Here is an 18,818-nt window from a genome sequence, read left to right as displayed (position 1 = left end):
AAGGGGAGGTCAGCGCCTCACCACCACATGCGGCGCGAATGTCTTCACCGCATCCACCAGGTCCTGCCCGCGCACGTCGAGCGAGGAGATCTCCATATGCACGGTGTTCCGGCCGAAAGGCATCAGGCCGAAGGCGTTAGCGGAGGAATATTTGATTGCGTCGGGCGGCTCGCCGGTGAGCTCGAAATTGAGCATCGCCGCGCCCTTGCCGCCGGCGGCGAGGCGCACGCTTTTCACCTTGCTCCACGGCACCAGCACGTCGCCGGCGCGGCTATCGCGGAAACCGCGCTGGTCAAGGGTCACCTTGACCGAACTGTCGAAGGCGCCGCGCGCGATGAAAGCGCCGAGCGCGAGGCAAGCGGCGGCGAGCAGCGCGATCCACAGCACATGCCCGCCATCCGCGCCCGAAGCCACGCCCTGCAGCGCGCCGAAGCCGAAGACGCCGCCGATCAGGAACGGCCCGAGCGCCGGAAAGATCTTTCCCGAGGGGCTGTTGCGGAGTTCGAGCGGCGCCGCCATGGCCTTCGCGCTCAGCGCCCCGCTTTCAGAAGGGTCCAGATCCAGCCGATGAAGGTTAGCACCAGGAACGGATAGCCGAGCGCCGGCAGCGGCGCCGAGGTGGGCAAAAGCGGCGCGCCCCACAGGATCATCAGGACGGAGACGGTGAAGAGCGCGGCGGCAATGAGCCCCGTGAGCCGCATCCACAGCCCGAAGGTCGCTTGCGCGCTGACCATGACCAGCCCCGCCGCCCACAGCGCAATGCCGCCGGCATAGGAAGGCACGCTCGCCTGCAAGCCAGCCGCATTGCCGGCCAGAAGAAGGCTTTCGCCGGCAAGGAATGTGAGGAAGCCGGCCGCAACGATATCATTGCGGAGCCGCTGGTATTTCATGGTGAACAGAGCCGCCGCGACGACGATGCCGACGCCATCGATGGTCCACAGCGTCTCGCGCAGCGCATCGCTGGCAATGAACGTCCCCGCCATGCCCAAAGCGCCGCCGATGGCGAGCCCGATCGCGGCGACGGTGTCCGAGGTGGAGCGCATGTGGTGTCTCCCCAAGCCGGGGAGAGAGGCTATGCCATAGCGGGCGGATGGTGAAGGGGATTCGCAATGACGAGAACACTAGCAACTCTAGCGAGATGAACGTACCCAGCGACGGGAAAAATTGCTAGGGTTTTCAAATTGGGGGGAATCAATTTGAAGAAAAATACTCCTGAGCGATCGAGATGGCTTCACGCTCGACAGCGAAATGAAGCACGCCGATCCAGATCGAAGAAAAGAAAACTTGCGCGCATCAGAGCGGACTTATCCAAACCGTCTCAGATTGAAAGGCGAGCCGTTGTTCAACGGGTAGAGCCGCCTGAGCACAGCGCGATCCCTCCGAAATTTATTTACATACGCAGGAATCGTAACTCTCGCCGTGAGCTCATAGTCCCGCCTGCGGATTTCTCTTTGAGAACCGACCACGAGGGCGTAGTAAGTTTCTTTCAGAACCTGAGAGACCGTATTTATAATATACGACCCACGTCGTCGAGTTATCTGGGTGTCGACTTCCGGTCGATCAAAAAGTTAACTCCTGGCGCAGCGTTGGTCCTGGCAGCTGAGCTCTATCGGTGGCAGATTTTTACCCGCCGAAAGCTAATGCCCCTGTTTCAGGATGAGTGGGATCCGCTAATTTCTAGAATGCTGAAGGATTTTGGTCTATTCGAGTTTCTGGAGACACCCGATCAACATCCCGAGCCCTCCGGCAATGAGTCACCCTTCTTCAAGTTCATAAAATACCGCAGCGGGGTCGGGGTCACACCAACCGCCTGCAGTGATTTGCTTGACCATTTGTCAGCGCTCGTTGGGTCGATTGAAGCTGAGAAGTTTATTTTCGATGGGCTGGTAGAAGCTCTTAACAACGTTAAGCACCATGCATATCCCGAAAATTCAGGTTGGCACGGCGTCGCGTCGGGAACCTGGCTGATGTGCGGAGCTTATAGTGAGGAGGTTAAGGTTCTAACCGCAGCTGTCTATGACATGGGTGTCGGAATTCCTGCAACTCTACCCCGCTCCGGATTATGGGAGCAAATCAAAGGCATTTTGGCTACGTTTTGAGCCAATGATGACAGCTCTATGATCGCAGCTGCCATGCAGGCGGGGCGAACTCGCACTGGCCTGGTCGAACGAGGGAAGGGGCTTCCAATTATGATGCGTCTCTTTGACCACGTTAAGGGCCACTTGCGTATCCTGAGTGGCCATGGTGAAGTTAGGTATACCGGCGAGGACAAAATCCAGCGGATCAGTCGCCCCCTTAGCCTCGGCGGAACACTAATCCAGTGGCAGATAGCCAAAGTCTGACAGGAAGCCACCAATGCGGACCATTCGGGTAGCAGATGAATTTTCGGCTACGCCGGGAGGTCGGTATTTATCCGATGGCCCTTTCAGCGGCGAAGATTTTCGTGAGCGGATCCTCATTCCCGCCCTCAACGAAGGCTCCCCTGTCACCGTGGTTCTAGATGGGACCAGGGGATATCCGTCGTCTTTTCTTGACGAAGCATTTGCGGGGCTCGCAAGGCAACGGCAGTGGGATCGATCACAATTTTCTAAGCATATTAAGATCGTCGCATCGCCTACCTACAAAATTTACGAGGACGATATCTACCATTATATTGACGTATCTCAAAAACGAGCGAAATGAGCGAATTCGCCCACATTTTCTTGGTATCTTTTATCGGGGGCCTTTCTGCTGCAATAGTCTCCCATCTTTTTTCAATTATTTCAGAAAAGCTTTCCAGGAACCGAAGGATATTTGACGACCTCTACGTAGAGGTAGAGGGCATAATAAGTAAATGCGTAGAACTGTCCTATGCCGTCTGGGGAGCGAGAGGAGGCGATAAACCTGTAGAAGAACTAGATTTGATCTGCCAGATATATGACATATCAACAATTATCTCTTTTTTGCAGACCAAAGGTGCAAAGACTGATCTGCGTGTCGGACCTGCATATGCAAACTTTCGGCGCTCAATATCTGGTGGCGATTTTGACGTAAAGGGGCGCGCGCCTGACCCGACGAAGATGATAGAAATTCGATCATATGCGATAGCGTTCAGAGTGGCCCTTCGGGACGCTCAATATGAGGCTAACCGTTTGTTTTAATCTTAGTTTAGGTGGGGGAGTCGAGCCTTCAATCCCCCATCTTCAGCGCCTGGATAAACGCCTCCTGCGGAATATCCACCTTGCCGAACTGGCGCATCCGCTTCTTGCCCTCTTTCTGCTTGTCGAGCAGCTTGCGCTTGCGGGTCACGTCGCCGCCGTAGCATTTGGCGGTGACGTCCTTGCGCAGCGCCGAGACGGTCTCGCGGGCGATGATGCGGCCGCCGATCGCGGCCTGGATCGGGATCTTGAACAAATGCTGCGGGATCAGCTCCTTCAGCTTCTCGCACATGGCGCGGCCGCGCTTTTCGGCCGCTGACCGATGCACCAGCATGGACAAAGCGTCGACAGGCTCGTCATTGACCAGGATCGACATCTTCACCAGGTCGCCCTCGCGATAGTCGGTCAGATGATAGTCGAAGGAGGCGTAGCCCTTGGAGATCGACTTCAGCCGGTCGTAGAAGTCGAACACCACCTCGTTGAGCGGCAGGTCGTAGGTCAGCATGGCGCGCTTGCCGACATAGGAGAGATCGGCCTGGATGCCGCGCCTGTCCTGGCAAAGCTTCAGGATGCCGCCGAGATAGTCGTCCGGCGTCAGGATGGTGGCGCGGATCCACGGCTCCTCGATCGAGGCGATCTTGACCACGTCGGGCATGTCGGCCGGGTTGTGCAATTCCTTCACCGTGCCGTCGATGAGGTTCATGCGGTAGACGACGGAGGGCGCGGTGGCGATGAGGTCGAGGTTGAACTCGCGCTCCAGCCGCTCCTGGATGATCTCCAGGTGCAACAGGCCGAGGAAGCCGCAGCGGAACCCGAAGCCGAGCGCGGCTGAGGTTTCCATTTCATAGGAGAAGCTGGCGTCGTTGAGGCGCAGCTTGCCGACGGCGGCGCGCAGATCCTCGAAATCGGCGGCGTCGACCGGGAACAGGCCGCAGAACACCACCGGCTGCGCCGGCTTGAAGCCCGGCAGGGCCTTTTGCGTCGGGCGGCGGTCCTCGGTGATGGTGTCGCCGACGCGGGTGTCGGCCACTTCCTTGATCGAGCCGGTGAAGAAGCCGAACTCGCCCGGGCCGAGCTCGTCGACATTGACGCGGGCCGGCTTGAACACGCCGGTGCGCTCGACGAGATACTTTGCGCCGGTGCCCATCATGCGGATGGTCTGGCCCTTCTTCATCACGCCGTCGATGATGCGCACCAGCACGATGACGCCGAGATAGGCGTCGTACCAGGAGTCGACCAGCATGGCCTTCAAGGGTGCTGCGATGTCGCCCTCGCGCGGCGGCGGCAGCTGGTGGACGATCGCCTCCAGCACGTCCGGCACGCCCTGGCCGGTCTTGGCCGAGATCATCACGGCGTTGGAGGCGTCGAGGCCGATCACCTCCTCCACCTGCTCGCGGATGCGCTCGGGCTCGGCCGCCGGCAGGTCGACCTTGTTCAGCACCACGACGATCTCGTGGTTGTTGTCGATGGCCTGGTAGACATTGGCGAGCGTCTGCGCCTCGACGCCTTGGCTCGCGTCCACCACCAGCAGCGAGCCCTCGCAGGCGGCGAGCGAACGCGACACCTCATAGGCGAAGTCGACATGTCCGGGCGTGTCGATGAGGTTCAGCACATAGTCCTCGCCATTCTTGGCGCGGTAGTTGAGCCTCACGGTCTGGGCCTTGATGGTGATGCCGCGCTCGCGCTCGATATCCATCGAGTCCAGCACCTGCTCCTTCATGTCGCGCTCCTCCAGCGCGCCGGTGAGCTGGATCAGCCGGTCGGCAAGCGTGGATTTGCCATGGTCGATATGGGCGACGATGGAGAAATTGCGGATGTGGTCGAGCGGCGTCGTCATGCGGCGCGCTTTAGCAGGGGCGGGGTTGAGGGGCAAGCGCTCTCCCCCTTCTCCCCTTGTGGGGTGAGAAGCGGTCCGCGTCAGCGGACGAAAAGCCAACTGCTTGGCTTTTCGAGCTTCGAACGCCTGAGCTTGCGAAGGGCCGGGTGGTGTCGCCGAAGGCGACGGATGAGGGGTGTTCCAGCTTGGCGGCGGCGCTTATCCAACCGGAGTTTGCCAGCGCCTCACTCCGCTGGAACACCCCTCATCCGTCTCGGCGCTAAAGCGCCGATCCACCTTCCCCCACAAGGGGGGAAGGGAAAGGCGCCGCACACCACTCCCGGAATATTCAAAACCGCTTAAACATTCATCCACTCCTTTAGGGCATCCTTTGCGCCCGGATGCTAAATCGGCTCCGATGCCGTGACGATGAAGGCCCCAAGCATGCCCAGTTCTGCCCGAAAGTTCAGCCCGGCCGCGCTGGCCGGAATGGCGCTGCGATTTCTCGCGCGCCGCGACGGCTCGATGATGCCGATGATGGTGCTGCTGACGATCCCGCTGGTGACGGCAGTCGGCTTTTCGGTCGATTACACCTCGGCGGTGACGACCCGCAGCGACATGCAGAACGCGCTCGACGCCGCGATCATCTCGATCACCACGCTGCCGACCACGACGTTGCTCGCCGACCGCCAGACGGCGCTGCAGCAGGCCTATGCGGCCAATAGCGGCCAGGGCACGGCGACGCTCACCAGTGTCAATGTCGACGCTTCCGGCGCGGCGACCTTCACCGCCACGGCCAACTATCCGATGCCGACCAATTTCATGCAGATCGCCCGCATCAACACGGTGCAGGTCGGCGTCGCCTCCTCGGTGCGCAAGACGCCGGCGCTCGTGCAGTCCACCTTCAAGGTGACGAAGGTGTCGGGTTACTGGGCAAAGACCATGACGCTCTACGGCACCAAGTTCGGCGACACGGCGGCCAAGCCGCTGATGACGATCAGCTATAGCTATAACGGCTATGGCGATCCGAAGGGCTACGGCACGACCACGGTGAGCACCATCAACGGCTCCACCAGCACAGTGGTGCAAAAACAGGTGTGCACGACCGGCACACTGAAGTCCCTTCAGAAGAGCCTGCCCGCCGGATCGGTGATCCAGACCGACCAATACGGCACCAACTATTCTTGCGCCGACACCTTCTATCCCGCCAATGGCGCCGGCGCGGTGATCGACGTCAGCCAGATGGATCAGCTCTATCTGGAGATGGACGTGCCCTCGGGCAATCCGAAGGTGCTGAAGTCGAACGATCCCTCTACCTCGAACCGGCTCTATATCGGCGACAGCGCCACCAAAATGCCGGAGGTGGCGACCGGCCAGACCGTCAACATCTTCACCGCCGTGCCCTGCGGCCAAACCGGGTACCAGGCCTGGGAAGACGGCGGCAATTCGGTGCCCGCCGATGTCAGCAACGCCGACTTCTTCTACACCACCACCGGCAAGTGCGACTACAACCAGCGCCCGTCGGAGACGGTGCTGACGCAGTAGGGCGCGGCGTAGCGCGTTTCACCGTTTCACGGAAACGGCGAACCGCTCTACCTCCTTGTTTTACGCAATTCGGACGGAAAACCGCTCACACTTTTCCTGGAATTGCTCTAAGGCGCATCGCGATCTTTCAGATTCGCTCCATGCGCTTCAGGTTTTTGATTTTACGCATGTCTTTATCCCGAAACCGGTTCACTTTCGGGAGACATGCTTTAGGCGTTCCCGATCAGCACGCCCGCCCCGAACACCAGCGCGCCGCCCAGCACCACCTGGAAGGCGGCGCGCCAGAACGGCGTCTGCATGTAGCGGTTCTGGATGAAGGCGATCGCCCACAGCTCGAAGAACACCACCACCGCCGCGACGATCGTGGCCGTCCAGAAATAGGGGATGAGGTAAGGCAGCGCGTGGCCGAGACCGCCCAGCGTCGTCATGATGCCGACGGTCAGGCCGCGCTTGAGCGGCGAACCGCGCCCCGACAGCTTGCCGTCGTCGGAGGCGACCTCGGTGAAGCCCATCGAGATGCCGGCGCCGATCGAGGCGGCGAGGCCGACGAGGAACGTCTGGAACGTCGCATGCGTGGCGAAGGCGGCGGCGAAGATCGGCGCCAGCGTCGACACCGAGCCGTCCATCAGTCCGGCCAGCCCCGGCTGCACATAGGTGAGGATGAACTGGCGCTGCTCGGCGCTCGCTTCCTCCTCCTTGACCGCGCCCGGCACGTGCTGCTGTTCCAGTTCGTGCGCCGAGTTCTCATGGCCCTGCTCGGCCAGAGCGAGATCGTCGAGCAATTTGCGCGTCGAGGCGTCGGTGGTGCGCTTGGCGGCCTCGACATAGAAGCGATAGGCCTGCCGCTCCATATCCTCGGCCTGCCGGCGCACATGCTCGATGCCGAGCGGCCGCACCAGCCAGTCCGGCTTGCGCTCGTAATAGCCCCTCACATGCTCGCGCCGGATCAGCGGGATGCGGTCGCCAAAGCGCTTGCGGTGCAGCTCGATCAGCGAGTCGCGATGGCCGTCCTCCTCCTCGGCCATCGCCTCGAACATCTTGGCCGATTGCGGAAAGTCCTGCGCCAGGCCATCGGCATAGGCGCGGTAGATGCGCCCGTCATCCTCCTCGGAGGAGATCGCCAGCGCCAGGATCTCCTGCTCCGACAGCGAATCGAAGGAACGGCGGCCGAAGCCGAAAACACGGGAAAGCATGATGGGATCACTCTAGTTTAGAATGATTCTAAACTATGGTTTCAAGCGTCCAACGTCAATTGCGAACGCCACGGGCCGCGCGCGAAAACGGATGACCAGAGCGTGATCGGACCGGCCCCTTCATTATTGCCGAATGTTAACCTATATAGACGCGACAGCCGAAATCGAAGGAGACCAATGCCATGACGGAGAAGAAGCCGCTGCACGCATTCGACGCCAAGCCGGTGCTCGATCTCATCGCCAGCATCGAGGCCGACCTGCAGCGCCTTAAGGGCCTGGTCGAGGAACAGCTCGAGAAATTCGATCCCGCCAACCCGCACAACAAGACGCCGGACGGCAAGCTGACCGAGGAGGGCGCCGAGTGCTGCTACCGCATGTTCGACGAAGGCAAGTCGCGCTACACGGTTTCCCAGCAGATGAAGATATCCTTCGCCGCCGCCACCCACCGCTTCAACACCTGGCGCAAGCTCGGCGGCAAGAAGCGGACGCCGACACTGCTGGGGTGAGCGGGGCGCCGACAGGACGCAATGTGGCGGGACAGCGCCCCCCTCTGGCCTGCCGGCCATCTCCCGCACAAGGGGGGAGATTGGCAGCTTGGGGCGCCCCGCTCATGTCTGCGACCCGGGCGATAGGCGAAAGCCGGCGTGACGTCTGATCTCCCCCCTCGTGGGGGAGATGTCCGGCAGGACAGAGGGGGCGCGAAGGAACGCCAACTTCCAAAACCGGCAACCAACCTTGTCTCCATCACATTTTTTCGTTGGCGCGCCGCCTCGGTTTGCGTGCACCATAGATGCACTCAGATCACGAGGCCCGCCATGACCACCCTGCCCGGCATCCCCGACATCCGCGCCGCCGCCGAGCGGCTTTCCGGCCTGATCGTCGAAACGCCGCTGATCGAATCGCCGGAGATCAACAGGCGCCATGGCGGCCGCATCCTGTTCAAGCCGGAGACGCTGCAGCGCACCGGCTCCTTCAAGATCCGCGGCGCCTATAACAAATTGTCGACGCTGAGCGAGGAAGAGCGCGGCCGCGGCGTCGTCGCCTTCTCGTCCGGCAACCATGCGCAGGGCGTGGCGGCCTCGGCCGCCCTGTTCGGCGTCAAGGCGGTGATCGCCATGCCGGCCGACGCGCCGGCGATGAAAATCGGCAATGTGCGCAGGATGGGCGCCGAGGTGGTGACGTTCGACCGTTTCAAGGAGGACCGCATGACGGTCGTGCGTCCCTATATCGAACAAGGCATGGCGCTGGTGCCGCCCTTCGACGATCCGGCCATCATCGCCGGCCAGGGCACGATCGGGCTGGAATTGATGCGGCAGGCCAAGGCGCTCGGCGTGGCGCTCGACGCCGTCGTCATCCCTTGCGGTGGCGGCGGCCTGTCGAGCGGCATTTCCGTCGCGGTCAAGGACGCCTCGCCGAGCACGCAAGTCTGGGCGGTCGAGCCGGAGCATTTCGACGACACGCGCCGCTCGCTGGCCAAGGGCGAGCGGGTCGCGAACGCTCCCGGCCACAGCTCGATCTGCGACGCGCTGCTCACCGCCGAGCCCGGCGCCATCACCTTCGAGATCAACCGCAAAAATCTCGCCGGCGCCATTGCTGTCTCCGACAAGGCGGCGGCGCAGGCGATGCGCGACGCCATGGCCCATCTCAAGCTGGTCGTCGAGCCCGGCGGCTGCGTCGCCTTTGCCGCGCTGTCCTCCGGCGAGATCGACCTCGCCGGCAAATGCGTGGCGGTCGTGCTGTCCGGCGGCAATGTCGATTTCAGCACCTATGCGGAGATCATGGCGGCGGCGTAACCAAGCACCCGCCAATTAGAAAAGCTAAGATTACGTGGGTATTTGGTTGGCGCGAGTGTCGCAAACCTGTGCAGCACGAACAGCGCGGTTCGAGCAAACATATGGCTCTTTCGATCTACCTTGCCACGAGGAAGAAACTAATCAGCCATGGGGTAAAAAATACACCCGATGGAAACCTCACCCTTACCGACAAGGGTCTATTCCTGCTGTTCGTCCGCTTGGAGAGAGCACAACGCTCAAAATCCTTTGAAGCCGTCCAAGCGGCAGTTCAGTTTATCGAGAGTCACACAGAATCAATTGGTAAGCGATACCTGACGCTCTTTGCCTATATGTACATATATTTCTCGGATGGAACTCCGAAATTGACCGAGCTTGACGAGATCCTGGAGGACGGTGGCGTGAGGAAAACAAAGGAGTACAGACGAGCCGTCACCGACGAAGAGATTGTTATCGCTGCCTGGGGCAAGGTCCAATTCAACCGATATGAGAATAGTTTCTTTCGTGCGTTATATGCACATCGATCCTAATCCAAAGTCCGCCTGAACCGCACCAGCGCGAATCCGGCAAACAGCGCCACGAACACCGCCAGCCAGCCGATTTCCGTCGCCACCGCCGGCAGCTCGGCGCTCTTCAGCATGACCGCGCGGGTGATGCGCAGGAAATGCGTCAGCGGAAAGATCTCGCCAAGGCTCTGCGCCCAGCCCGGCATGCCGCGATAGGGGAACATGAAGCCGGAGAGCAGCAGCGACGGCAGGAAAAAGAAGAAGGTCAGCTGCATGGCCTGCATCTGCGAGCGGGCCATGGTCGAGATCGTATAGCCGAGCAACACCAGCGAAAGCACGAAGACCAGCACCGAGGACAGCAGCAGCGTCAGGCTGCCGACGAAGGGGATGCCGAACAAAAGCTTCGCCGCCACCAGCACCACCACCACCTGCACGGCGCCGACCACGAGGTAAGGCAGCACCTTGCCCAGCATGATCTCCAGCGGGCTCGAGGGCATGGCCAGAAGGTTTTCCATCGTGCCGCGCTCGGTTTCCCGGGTCAGCGCCATCGCCGTCATCATCACCATGGTCATCTGCAGGATGACGCCGAGCAGGCCGGGCACGATGTTGTATTGCGAGACGCCTTCAGGATTGTAGCGCCGGTGCACGACGACATCGAGCTGGCCGCGCGCCGCTTCCCTGGCCGCGTGCTGGGTGCCCTGGGCTCTCAGCAGCGCCTGGCCGGCAACGGTGCTGAGCGTGGAGATGGCACCGCTGGCGACGGACGGGTCGGTGGCGTCGGCCTCGATCAGGATCTGCGGGTTGTCGCCGCGCTCGACACGGCGCGCGAAATCGGCGGGAATGGTGACGACGAAGGAGACGTCGCCGCGCGCCATCAGGAACTCGGCTTCCTCAGCGCTTTGCGCGACATGGTCGAAGCGGTAGTAGCCGGTGGTCTGCAGCGCCGAGACCATCGCCCGCGTGTAGGGATCGCTGCTGGTCGCCACAAGTGCGGCCGGCAGGCTCTTCGGGTCGTTGTTGATCGCAAAGCCGAACAGCACGAGCTGCATCAGCGGCACGCCCAGCATCATGGCGAAGGTGATGCGGTCGCGCCGCATCTGGATGAACTCCTTGATGAGCAGCGCGCCCAGCCTGGCGAAGGAGAAGACAGCGTTCATGCCATATTGTCCTTCGAGCCGGACATGAACTGAATGAACACATCCTCGAGGCTGGTCTCGCCCGGCGTCACCGTCACGTCCTTGTGCTCCTTCTCGACGTCGGCGAGCGCCTTTTCCAGCGCCGCCTTGTCGGAGCCGACGACATGCAGCGTCGCGCCGAACGGTGCCACCTGGTCGACGCCGGGCCTGCCCTGCAGCGCCTGGGCGACGTGGTCGAGCCCCGGCCCATGCAGCACGAACGTGGTCAGCCCGGCATTCCTCACCACCTCGTCGACCGTGCCGGTTGCGAGCATCTTGCCGTAGGAGATGTAGCTGATGCGGTGGCAGCGCTCGGCCTCGTCCATGTAATGGGTGGAGACGAGCACCGTCAGGCCGCCGCCGGCGAGGCGATGGATCTCGTCCCAGAACTCGCGCCGCGCCTTCGGATCGACCCCGGCCGTCGGCTCGTCGAGCAGAAGCAGCTTCGGCTTGTGCATGATGCAGGCCGCCAGCGCCAGCCGCTGCTTCCAGCCGCCGGAAAGCGTGCCGGCCAGCTGGTTGCGGCGGCTCGCCAGGCCGAGCTCCTCCAATGTCCTGGCCACATAGTGCTCGACCGGCTTCAGCTGGTAGAGCCGCGCCACGAATTCGAGGTTCTCGCCGATCGTCAGATCCTCGTAGAACGAGAATTTCTGCGTCATGTAGCCGACTTCGCGCTTGATCTTGAGCGCGTCGGTGCGGATGTCGAAGCCCAGCACCGTGCCGTCGCCCTCGTCCGGCGTCAAAAGCCCGCACATGATGCGGATGGTCGTCGTCTTGCCCGAGCCGTTCGGCCCGAGGAAGCCGACGATCTCGCCTTCGGCGACCGTCATCGTCACATGGTCGACGACGGTCTTGTCGCCGAAGCGCTTGACCAGGCCGCGGACGTCGATGGCGTTCATTGCCCGAGATCCGTCCCGATATCCGCCAAGTCGACATCGACGATCTGGCCGGGCTGCAGCGGCCCGGCATCGCCCTCCGGCCGCGCCTCGACGAGATAGACCAGCTTCTGCCGGTTCTCGGGCGAGTAGATCACCGGCGGCGTGAATTCCGGATCGGGCGAGACATAGCTGACGCGCGCCTTCAGCCCCGCCGCGCAGCCGTCGCAATGGACATTAAGCTCGCTGCCGACCTTGACCGACGAGAACGCGCTTTCGGGCACATAGACGCTGAGCTTCACGGCACCATCCGGCAGCATCGAGATCACCGGCGCGGTCGGCCCGGCCGTGTCGCCGGGATTGCGGATCACGTCGTTGATGCGTCCGGGCGAGGGCGCCGTCAGCACCCGCTTCGACAGCCGCCACTCAGCCTGCCGCAGGGCCGACTGCGCCTGCTTGACCTGGTTGTCGGCGGCCTTGATCGTCTCGGGGCGCGCCGGCAGGTTGCCGACGGCGAGATTGGCTTCCGCCTGGCCGACCTGGGCATTGGCCGTCTCCAGCGAAGCCGAGGCGGTGTCGTAATCGGCCTGCGTGCCGGTGCCGCGCTTATAGAGGTCGCTGGCGCGGTCATATTTGCGCTTGGCGTCGGCGGCCTGGGCTTTTGCCATGTCGACCTCGGCCTTGAGCACGGCGATCTCTTCCGAACGCTTGCCGACCTGCAGGTCGGCAAGCTGCGCCTGTGCCTGGGCAAGCGCGGCCTCGGCCTGCGCCACCTCGATCTTGGCATCGGCGTCTTCCAACGTCGCCACTGCCGCGCCGGTCTCGACGCGGTCGCCGCGCCTGACCGTCACCGTCGCCACCTGGGCCACTTCGATCGGTGCCATCAGCACATATTCGCCCTCGACATAGCCGACGGCGAGGGGTGCCGCCGGCGCGCAGGCGCCGAACAGTTGGGCCGCGAGCGGCAACGAACAGAGAAAGCTCATGATTTGCCCTTCTTGCCGGCCGGCGCATCGCGCGCCGCCAGCATTGCCCTGAGATTGCCGGTCGTGACCGCCACCACCTTGGCGGCCTCTTTCTCGCCGATCTCGCGCCAGCCCATCCGGCGCATCACCGCTTCGCGGCCGATGCGGAAATAGATGACCTGGCCGATCAACGTGAAAACGGTGAGCCGGGTTGCCTCGCTCTCGGCCGGCTCGCCGGTCGCCTGTTCCCAGATCTGGCACAGCCGGCGATGCGTCGGCTCGAAGACGCCGGCATAGATGCGGTCGAGCGCGGCGGTCGGGTGCGACAGCTCGCGAAGTACGAATTGTACGATCTCGCCCGCCTGCGGACTGACGACGACAAAGCCCACCATCCGCTCCAGCGCGGCGAAGAGCTGTGCCCGGGCGGCTTCCGGGCTTGCCGTGACGGTCGCCTGGGCGCCGCCCAGCGCCTGGCCGGCGATGCCCTGGATGGTTTCGACGATGAAGTCGGCAGCGGCGGCGCGCAGGCCCTCCTTGCCGCCGAAATGATAGGCGATCGAGCCTATATTGGCCTTGGCTTCCGCCGCGATCTGGCGCGTCGACGTGCCGTCGAACCCCTGCCGCCCGAACAGCTTGAGCGCCGCGTGCACCAGTGCCGCACGCGTCTGCTCGGCGGTGGTGGCCTCGCGCTGCTGCCTTTTCGCGCTAGATTGATTTTCCATGTCCCGGCTTTTAATCAATCGATTGATTAAAGTCAAATTTGACTTCGGAGTCGGCTTGCCTTCCCGTCCCCCACAGGCTTTAGTGCGCGGCCATGGGCAAGGAAGTCGAGCGCAAGTTCCTGGTCTCCAGCTCCGCTTGGCGAGACGAGGTCGAGGCGGAGATCCGCATTCGCCAGTTCTATGTCGCCGCCCAGCCCGGCCGCACCGTGCGCGTGCGCATCTCAGACGGGCGCTCCGCCGAGCTGACGTTGAAGTTCGGCGTCAGGGCGCGCGAACGCGATGAATTCGAATATTCGATCCCGCTTGCCGAGGCCGAGGAATTGATGGCCTTTGCCATCGGACGTGTCATCGAGAAGACACGCCACCATGTTAGACACCGTGGCTATCTCTATGAAGTCGATGTTTTCGGCGGCAAGCTCGCGGGTTTGGTGATCGCGGAGCTGGAGACGCCGGAGGACGTATCTGACGAAATGCTGCCCGACTGGCTCGGTCGCGAGGTCACCGGCGAGTCGAGGTTCTACAACGCGTCGCTGGCCCTCGGGGGGATACCGGAGATCGCCGCATGAGCTTCCGCATCGATCCGCGCTTGCCGCTGACCGGCGAGGTCAGGCGCATATTGGCCGACGAGATCGGCAGGGCCATCAGCCATCTCGAGACGGCGCGCGAGAAGCCGGAGCAGGGCCTGCACAAATGCCGCAAGCGGCTGAAGAGCGTGCGCGCCTTGCTGCGCCTGGTTCGTTCCGGGGACGAACCGTTCTGCCAGACCGAGAACGAATGCTATAAGCAAGTCTCGGCGCTGCTCGCCGGCCCGCGTGAGGCGACGGCCCTCATCGAGACCGTCGATCGTCTCGCCGATGCCTTTCCGGAGCAATCGGCCGGCGGCGGCCTGGATCCCGTGCGCGAACGGCTGGTGCTGCGCCAGCACGAGCTCCATGCCGGTCCCGGCCTCGACGCCGCCATCAATGCGGCGATAGCCGCGTGCCGGGAGGGACTGGAGCGCATCGACCGGCTGGCGCTGCCCGACCAGCCGGAACAGGCGGCCGATATCCTGGCCGACGGCGCCCGCGCCACCTTGCGGCGGGCGAAGAAGGCGCTGGACAAGGCGGAGGCGCGCGGCGAGGACGAGGATTTTCACAACCTGCGCAAGGCGGCCAAGGCGCACTCCATGCATCTGTCGCTGCTCGGCCGCCTGTGGCCGACGCCGATCAAGGCGCGCCGCAAGGCGGTCGACAGGCTCGGCGAGCAGCTCGGCGAATTGCACGACGTTTTCGTCATCCGCGCTCTGCTCGACGCCAAGGGCGAGCCGCTCGGCCCCCCCGACGAAACGAAGCTTCTGCGCAAGCTCTTGAAGCGCTCCGAGAAGAGCCTGACCAAGGCCTGCCTCGCCGCTGCCGCCGAGCTGTTCGGCGACAGTCCCAAGCGCTCGGCCAAAAGACTGGCCCGCAAGGCGCGCGACGACCTCGCCGCGCCGCAGGAAGAAGCAAAAGCGGCCTGATCGCGGCGCTCATGCACGTGATGGCTTTCGGCCTGGGTCAGGACATGCCTATGGCGTGGCCTACCGAGATCGGCCGCCGGCGCAGGCGTTTCGCATGGCGCCTGTATCACGATGAAACCGCAACAGCGCCTTGGTCCTCGGCTCTGTGCTCGACCCAGACATGGACCGGTTCGTCCCGGCCGCGGACGCTCACCGGCCCATGATCGCTCGCATTCAACTGTGTCGTGGGCGATTCCGCCTTTGCGGCCTCTATCAGTCGTGACCCAAAGCAAATATTCGCCCGAAGCTCGCGGCAGAGCGACTGCAAACGGCTGGCGACATTGACGGTGTCGCCAACCACCGCGAACGACAGATTGCGCTCGCTGCCGACCGCGCCGATGACGACTGCGCCATATTGTGCACCGATGCGAATGTCCAGCGACGGGTATCCCCTGGACACACGCTGCACATTCCATGCTTCGACAGCGGTGACCATCGCTTCAGCGCACTTGATGGCCCGGGTCGCGTCGTCATGGCTGGTTTGCGGAACCCCGAATGTCGCCATGATGCAATCGCCGATATAATTGTCGACGGTGCCATTGTGGTCGAAGACGACCTGCTCCATGCGGCGGTGGAACTGACGCAGAAGTTCGAACACTGCTTCGGCCGGATTATTCTCGGAATAGTTTGTGAAGCCGACGACGTCCGCGAACAGCACCGCGATATCCTGCCGGCGGACCGGGCCGAAGGGCTCGTCATCCGCGGCGAGCTGGTCGACGACGTTGGGCGAAAAATGCCGGGCGAGATTGGCGCGGGCGCGCTCCGCCTTGACATAGTCTTCCGACAGACGTCGGGAACGAGAGACCACCAGCGCCATGATCGCGCCGATGATCAACACAACCAGCACGTTGGTTGCCTGCGCGAATGTATCGACGAAGTTGGGGTTGAGATAGAGGTTCAGTCGCTCTGTCATCGGCAGCGAATAGAGGTTCGTCGCCGGAATGACTGTTGCCGGATGAAAAACCACCCATCCCACCCCGATCGCCCACGTCAAAGCGGCGAGCGCGCCGAGATAGAGCGCCAAACGTGGCGAAAGGGTCAGCGCGCCAAGGCATACGAAAATCAGCAGGAATTTGAAGCTGCCCTCTCGCAGTTGCATCGCAGCCGGCGTGACCTCGGGGGAAAACGGGTTGGGCGTTACCAGCAGAACGGTCAAAAGAATTATGTCCAGCGTGCCGACGAGATAACCGATCCACCATGGCGCCGTGGGGCGGCGCGCAAAGAGAAACTGGATCAGGCCGACGAGCTGGAACAGCACGAGGCCCGCCAGCACGAAGAGCAGCGCGGCATCCCAGCGGCTGATCAATGAAAAAAAGCAGGAGATCACGGCGAGCGATGCGGTACGCGCCCAGAACTGCAATCCAGCACCTTGCCGTTCTGCGCGCTGGCGCAATTTTTGCAGACGCGAATGGCGGCGAAGCTCGAGTGTTGGCGCGGTCGGCATTGGATCACTTCGATTTCGCATTCGGCAAACCCGCCCACCACTGTCCGGCAAATCAGTGCGCGAATTCTATCATGAATGTTGATGCCGGATTTCTACTCTATCCCGATGTGCCCAACGGGCTCGGTCGGCGTCGCTGGCGCATGCGATGGCGAAGATGGCGGCAGTCCGCGCCGACGGAGCGGCGCGCGACAAGCTCGACCGCCAGATGCAATCCTGCTCAAGATGATTGGTCAGGCCGGCAAGGGGCGGCGTCCCTTTGCAGGAGGGGCGGCCTGGGCACCCGCATCACGAGGATGCGGCCCGATCGGCATGATCGCGGGAAACGGTGTGGCGCCGAAGGCGAAGGTCCATTTGTAGCCGGTGAGCTGGTCCTCGGGCGTGGTGTGCTGGTCGTGATGGGCAAGCAGCCGGGCGCGTTCGGCGAGCTCGTCGGCCTCGCGGCGCAGCATCTCGGCCGTTTGCGGCCGCATGCGCCGGGAAAAGCTGATGAAGGTCGCGGCCTGTTCCATATGGCCGAGCGCCCAGCCGACAAAATTCTTGTTGGTCATCTCGAAATGCGGCTTCAGCGGTCCCTCGAAATCCCACTGGATCGGCGTGTCGACGAGCAGCCTTGCCGACAGGCCGCGCCCCAGCGCCACCAGCCCGAGTTCCTCGAGGTCGCGCAGATAGAGGAACATCGAGGCCTCGCTCAGGCCCTGCGAGCGCATGATGGCTTCGGGCGTGAATTTCTCCGACAGCATGATGAAGACGAAGAGCAGCGCCGGCCGCGCCGCCAGCCTGCGTTCGATCTCCGGCGAAACGCGGTTGGCCGGACCCGGTCCGCGATTCATCGCGCCGAGCACGTTCTCCAGCTCGACGTCCGCCGCGGCGCAGATCTCCATCAGCCGGTCGAGCTTGCAGTTCCGCTCATGGAAGATCCGCTTCACCGTCGGCTCGGAAATGCCCATGCGCTCGGCCAGCGTCCGGTAGGTCAGGCCCTTGGCCTTCAGCGTCCGTTTCAGCGCCTCGAAGATCGGACTGTTCATGGAATGCGCCTCTTACTTGCGATTTCGTATCTATCCTCGATACTAGCCTCGAACCGTCTTTCCGAAAAGTATCGGAAAATCTAGCTCTCCCTCGTCACCACAGGAGAGCACCATGAGGACTATCATCGCTTCGACCGTCATCGCCGTCGCCGGCATCGCGGCGGCTCCGGCTGCGCAGGCCGGAGAGCTCTGGCGCGCCACCGGCTTCGAGCAGCCGGAATCCGCGCTTGTCGATACCGCCAACGACCGCATCGTCGTCTCCAACATCGTCGGCGATCCCGGCGCGGCGGACGGCAATGGCTATTTGTCGCTGCTGTCGATGGACGGCAAGGTCATCGCGCGCCACTGGGTGGACGGCATGGACGCGCCCAAGGGCATGGCGATTTCCGGCGGCAGGCTCTACGCCGCCGATATCACCAAAGTGCGCGTCGTCGATCTCGCCAGCGGCAGGCTGGTCGAGACGATCGACGTGCCGGGTTCTGTCTTCCTCAACGATATGACTGAGGACAGCGCGGGCAAGGTCTATGTCAGCGACATGCTGGCCGACACTATCTACCGCATCGACGGCGACAAGCCGGAGTTGTTCGTCAAGGATGCGCTGCTTGCCTCGCCCAATGGCGTATTCGCGGATCGCGGCAGGCTGATCGTCGCGTCCTGGGGGAAGGGCATCAACAAGGCCGATTTCAGCACCGCCGAGCCCGGCGGGTTGCTGTCGGTCGACGTCGCCACGAAGACGATCACGCCGCTGCCCGGCGCGCAAAACTTCGCCGATCTAGACGGCGTCATCGCCATGGGCGGCACCATCTACGCCACGGCCTACATGACCGGCACGCTTTACAGCTACAAGCCCGGCGGCAAGCCGGAAGCGGTAGTGCAGTTCAAACCGGGCAGCGCCGATATCGGCACCGATGGCAAGGCGACCATCTATGTGCCGCTCATGGGCGAGGGCGAGGTCGCGGCGCTGTCTCTGGATTGAGCCGGGCGAAAGTGATCGTGGAGTTAGTGGTTGTCACAGCGGACGACTGAGAAGCGCCGTGTTCCTTCGCGCCCCCCTCTGTCCTGCCGGACATCTCCCCCACAAGGGGGGAGAT

Annotated in this window: 20 protein-coding genes; 10 read left to right on the top strand and 10 right to left on the bottom strand. The window is 62.8% G+C overall.

All coding sequences use genetic code 11. The features are described from left to right. Positions 1 to 9 precede the first annotated feature (9 nt). Together E5X34_RS23350 and E5X34_RS23345 are read right to left on the bottom strand one after the other, a co-directional pair. Positions 10 to 519 (bottom strand): hypothetical protein, encoded by a 510-nt coding sequence (locus E5X34_RS23350; protein WP_292569491.1) that lies wholly within the window; start codon positions 517 to 519, stop codon positions 10 to 12. A gap of 11 nt (positions 520 to 530) precedes the next feature. Then, entirely contained in the window at positions 531 to 1,043 is a 513-nt protein-coding gene (locus E5X34_RS23345; protein ID WP_292569488.1) for a hypothetical protein, read from the bottom strand. A 408-nt stretch (positions 1,044 to 1,451) separates the two neighbouring features. Here E5X34_RS23345 and E5X34_RS23340 point away from each other — a divergent pair, with 408 nt between their 5' ends. The 3 genes from E5X34_RS23340 to E5X34_RS23330 all read left to right on the top strand — a co-directional run bounded on the left by E5X34_RS23340 (position 1,452) and on the right by E5X34_RS23330 (position 3,140). Then, the gene (locus E5X34_RS23340; RefSeq protein ID WP_292569485.1) at positions 1,452 to 2,099 is read left to right on the top strand and encodes a hypothetical protein; all 648 of its coding nucleotides are present in this window, start codon (positions 1,452 to 1,454) and stop codon (positions 2,097 to 2,099) included. A gap of 256 nt (positions 2,100 to 2,355) precedes the next feature. Beyond that, positions 2,356 to 2,682 carry an STAS-like domain-containing protein gene (locus tag E5X34_RS23335; RefSeq protein ID WP_292569482.1) on the top strand — a complete coding sequence of 109 codons (327 nt, stop codon included), beginning with the start codon at positions 2,356 to 2,358 and terminating at the stop codon, positions 2,680 to 2,682. After that, positions 2,679 to 3,140, top strand: a complete 462-nt coding sequence (locus tag E5X34_RS23330) for a hypothetical protein (RefSeq protein ID WP_292569479.1) — start codon at positions 2,679 to 2,681, stop codon at positions 3,138 to 3,140. The genes E5X34_RS23335 and E5X34_RS23330 overlap by 4 nt, the downstream gene beginning before the upstream one ends. A gap of 28 nt (positions 3,141 to 3,168) precedes the next feature. Here the strand turns inward: E5X34_RS23330 and lepA are convergent, their stop codons facing one another. Then, positions 3,169 to 4,974, bottom strand: coding sequence for a translation elongation factor 4 (lepA, locus tag E5X34_RS23325; protein ID WP_292569476.1), 1,806 nt, complete (start codon positions 4,972 to 4,974; stop codon positions 3,169 to 3,171). 468 nt (positions 4,975 to 5,442) lie between these two features. Between lepA and E5X34_RS23320 the strand changes: the two genes are divergently transcribed. After that, positions 5,443 to 6,498, top strand: coding sequence for a TadE/TadG family type IV pilus assembly protein (locus E5X34_RS23320; protein ID WP_292569684.1), 1,056 nt, complete (start codon positions 5,443 to 5,445; stop codon positions 6,496 to 6,498). A 209-nt stretch (positions 6,499 to 6,707) separates the two neighbouring features. Here E5X34_RS23320 and mbfA read toward each other — a convergent pair whose 3' ends face one another. Further along, on the bottom strand, positions 6,708 to 7,691 hold the full coding sequence (gene mbfA / locus E5X34_RS23315) for an iron exporter MbfA (protein WP_292569473.1): 984 nt from the start codon (positions 7,689 to 7,691) through the stop codon (positions 6,708 to 6,710). Between the two features lie 182 nt (positions 7,692 to 7,873). Here mbfA and E5X34_RS23310 point away from each other — a divergent pair, with 182 nt between their 5' ends. The 3 genes from E5X34_RS23310 to E5X34_RS23300 all read left to right on the top strand — a co-directional run bounded on the left by E5X34_RS23310 (position 7,874) and on the right by E5X34_RS23300 (position 10,011). Continuing rightward, positions 7,874 to 8,197 carry a hypothetical protein gene (locus tag E5X34_RS23310; RefSeq protein WP_292569470.1) on the top strand — a complete coding sequence of 108 codons (324 nt, stop codon included), beginning with the start codon at positions 7,874 to 7,876 and terminating at the stop codon, positions 8,195 to 8,197. 309 nt (positions 8,198 to 8,506) lie between these two features. Beyond that, the gene (locus E5X34_RS23305) at positions 8,507 to 9,484 is read left to right on the top strand and encodes a threonine/serine dehydratase (protein ID WP_292569467.1); all 978 of its coding nucleotides are present in this window, start codon (positions 8,507 to 8,509) and stop codon (positions 9,482 to 9,484) included. Positions 9,485 to 9,585: 101 nt separating this feature from the next. Beyond that, entirely contained in the window at positions 9,586 to 10,011 is a 426-nt protein-coding gene (locus E5X34_RS23300; RefSeq protein WP_292569465.1) for a hypothetical protein, read from the top strand. Here E5X34_RS23300 and E5X34_RS23295 read toward each other — a convergent pair. The 4 genes from E5X34_RS23295 to E5X34_RS23280 are packed head-to-tail and all read right to left on the bottom strand — an operon-like array spanning position 10,008 to position 13,724. Then, on the bottom strand, positions 10,008 to 11,144 hold the full coding sequence (locus E5X34_RS23295) for an ABC transporter permease (protein ID WP_292569463.1): 1,137 nt from the start codon (positions 11,142 to 11,144) through the stop codon (positions 10,008 to 10,010). The genes E5X34_RS23300 and E5X34_RS23295 overlap by 4 nt on opposite strands. Then, the gene (locus tag E5X34_RS23290; protein WP_292569460.1) at positions 11,141 to 12,061 is read right to left on the bottom strand and encodes an ABC transporter ATP-binding protein; all 921 of its coding nucleotides are present in this window, start codon (positions 12,059 to 12,061) and stop codon (positions 11,141 to 11,143) included. The genes E5X34_RS23295 and E5X34_RS23290 overlap by 4 nt, the downstream gene beginning before the upstream one ends. Beyond that, the gene (locus E5X34_RS23285) at positions 12,058 to 13,023 is read right to left on the bottom strand and encodes an HlyD family efflux transporter periplasmic adaptor subunit (protein WP_292569457.1); all 966 of its coding nucleotides are present in this window, start codon (positions 13,021 to 13,023) and stop codon (positions 12,058 to 12,060) included. Before E5X34_RS23285 ends, E5X34_RS23290 begins: the two co-directional genes overlap by 4 nt. Beyond that, entirely contained in the window at positions 13,020 to 13,724 is a 705-nt protein-coding gene (locus tag E5X34_RS23280; protein WP_292569454.1) for a DUF1956 domain-containing protein, read from the bottom strand. Before E5X34_RS23280 ends, E5X34_RS23285 begins: the two co-directional genes overlap by 4 nt. 92 nt (positions 13,725 to 13,816) lie before the next feature. Between E5X34_RS23280 and E5X34_RS23275 the strand changes: the two genes are divergently transcribed. Both E5X34_RS23275 and E5X34_RS23270 read left to right on the top strand, forming a co-directional pair. Beyond that, positions 13,817 to 14,290 carry a CYTH domain-containing protein gene (locus E5X34_RS23275; RefSeq protein ID WP_292569451.1) on the top strand — a complete coding sequence of 158 codons (474 nt, stop codon included), beginning with the start codon at positions 13,817 to 13,819 and terminating at the stop codon, positions 14,288 to 14,290. Beyond that, a complete protein-coding gene (locus E5X34_RS23270; RefSeq protein ID WP_292569448.1) occupies positions 14,287 to 15,219 on the top strand; it encodes a CHAD domain-containing protein in 933 nt (310 codons plus the stop codon). Before E5X34_RS23275 ends, E5X34_RS23270 begins: the two co-directional genes overlap by 4 nt. Before the next feature lie 106 nt (positions 15,220 to 15,325). On the opposite strand, the gene E5X34_RS23265 is transcribed toward E5X34_RS23270, so the two are convergent. Together E5X34_RS23265 and E5X34_RS23260 are read right to left on the bottom strand one after the other, a co-directional pair. Beyond that, positions 15,326 to 16,702 carry an adenylate/guanylate cyclase domain-containing protein gene (locus tag E5X34_RS23265; RefSeq protein ID WP_292569445.1) on the bottom strand — a complete coding sequence of 459 codons (1,377 nt, stop codon included), beginning with the start codon at positions 16,700 to 16,702 and terminating at the stop codon, positions 15,326 to 15,328. Positions 16,703 to 16,932: 230 nt separating this feature from the next. Continuing rightward, on the bottom strand, positions 16,933 to 17,727 hold the full coding sequence (locus tag E5X34_RS23260) for a helix-turn-helix transcriptional regulator (protein WP_292569442.1): 795 nt from the start codon (positions 17,725 to 17,727) through the stop codon (positions 16,933 to 16,935). Between the two features lie 112 nt (positions 17,728 to 17,839). Here E5X34_RS23260 and E5X34_RS23255 point away from each other — a divergent pair, with 112 nt between their 5' ends. After that, entirely contained in the window at positions 17,840 to 18,703 is an 864-nt protein-coding gene (locus E5X34_RS23255; RefSeq protein WP_292569439.1) for an ATP/GTP-binding protein, read from the top strand. The last annotated feature ends 115 nt before the right edge of the window (positions 18,704 to 18,818 follow it).

The organism is Mesorhizobium sp., assembly GCF_004963255.1.
In the GTDB taxonomy this organism is placed as follows: domain Bacteria; phylum Pseudomonadota; class Alphaproteobacteria; order Rhizobiales; family Rhizobiaceae; genus Mesorhizobium.
The sequence above is the reverse complement of the archived record's forward strand: the minus strand, read 5'-3'. Positions and strand labels throughout refer to the sequence as shown.